1 protein-coding gene and 1 pseudogene are annotated in these 1718 nt (G+C 66.0%); one reads left to right on the top strand and one right to left on the bottom strand.

Annotated features, from left to right (window positions below):
• Positions 1 to 898: SDR family oxidoreductase (locus tag RMO40_RS01855; protein WP_309715482.1), on the top strand; the 898-nt coding region annotated here is incomplete at its 5' end.
• Between the two features lie 219 nt (positions 899 to 1117).
• Here RMO40_RS01855 and RMO40_RS01850 read toward each other — a convergent pair.
• Positions 1118 to 1718: pseudogene (locus RMO40_RS01850) on the bottom strand (acetoacetate--CoA ligase); the annotation flags it as partial.

Genomic DNA, 1718 nt, shown 5'->3' with positions numbered 1-1718 from the left:
CAGCGAGATGGCCCGCCACTGGCTCGACAACCCGGTGACCTACAAGCAGGTGACCGAGCGCATCCCGCTCGGGCGTGTGGGTGATCCACCGGATGTGGTGGGGCCCACGCTTTTCTTCTGTTCACCGGCCGCTTCGTTTGTGACCGGCCAAGTGCTGTACCTCGACGGCGGCATCGGCGAGGCCGTGGCCTGGGGCTTGGCGATGGCCGGTGCGCGCGTGGCCGTCTCAGGCCGCAGCTTTGACAAGGCCGATGCACTGGCCGCGCGCTTGCGCGCCAACGGGCTCGATGCCATCGGCCTGGCGATGGACGCGCATTCGGTGGCCGACATCCGCGACTCGGTCGACGCGGTGGCCGAGCGCTTCGGCGCGCTCGACCTGCTGGTCAACTGCGTGGGCATCCAGCGAGAAGAAAAACTGGCCGAGGTGACCGAAGAAGCTTTCGACGAAGTGGTGCAGGTCAACCTCAAGTCGGCGATGTTCCTCGCGCAATCGGTGGCCAAACACCAGATCGCCGGCATCGCCGCCGGCCGCACACCGGGGCGCCAGGTGCACATGCTGTCGGTGCGGGCGCAACTGGGTTTGCGCAAACGCGGCTACTCGGCTTACTGCGCCACCAAGGGCGCGCTGGTGATGCTGGTGAAACAGCACGCAATGGAACTCGCCGAACACGGGATCACCGTCAACGGCGTCGCACCGACCGTGGTGCGCAGCGAGATGGCGCGCCACTGGCTGGACAACCCCGAGACCTACAAACAGGTGACCGAGCGCATCCCGCTTGGCCGCGTGGGTGACCCGCCTGACGTCGTGGGGCCCACGATGTTTTTCTGTTCACCGGCGGCAGCGTTCGTGACTGGGCAGGTGCTGTATCTCGACGGTGGGATCACGGCGAGTCAGTGATGCGCTGTTGAGGCGGTGCACAGGCACCCAGGGCACAGGGTGAGGGGCTCCGTTCATGTCCCCCGGGCCGGGCGTTGCCCGACCCTCCTCCTTTACTTCACTGCGCCCCTCACCCTGCACCCACGGCGCGAGACGCACTGCCACGCGAGCGGGTGAAAGGGCACCCATGCCACCCCGCGCTGCGGCAGAGCGCCGTGTGGAGTGAAGCCAAGGAGGAGGTCAGGCGCAGCCTGGCCGCCGTTTCGCAAAGTCCACGAACCAAGGCACGCAGTCTGCATTGGCCATCGCATCGAGCTTGAACACCTGATCGGCCGGCGTGCCCATCAAAAGCTTCTTGACCGGCAACTCCATCTTCTTGCCCGACAGTGTGCGCGGGATGGCGCTCACCTGGAAGATCTGGTTGGGCACGTGGCGCGCCGACAGGCCGGCCTTGATGGCCTCGCGCATTTTTTGGGTCAACGCCTCGTCGAGGGTCACGCCCTCGCGCAACACGACGAAGAGCGGCATGTAGCTTTCGCGGCCCCGGTACTCCAGGTCGACCACCAGGCTGTCGATCACCTCGGGCAGGGCTTCGACCGCGCGGTACAGCTCGGCGGTGCCCATGCGGATGCCGTGGCGGTTGATGGTCGCGTCGCTGCGGCCGTAGATGATGCAACTGCCGCTGGGCGTGACCTTGAGCCAGTCGCCATGACGCCAGACGCCCGGGTACATGTCGAAATAGGAAGAGAGGTAGCGCTTGTTGCCGGTGTCACCCCAGAAGTACAGTGGCATCGAGGGCATGGGTTGCGTGCAGATCAGCTCGCCGACTTCACCGGTCACC

The sequence above is a fragment of the Rhizobacter sp. genome, from assembly GCF_031412075.1.
GTDB lineage: Bacteria > Pseudomonadota > Gammaproteobacteria > Burkholderiales > Burkholderiaceae_C > Rhizobacter.
This window is presented reverse-complemented; position numbering and strand designations above follow the sequence as displayed.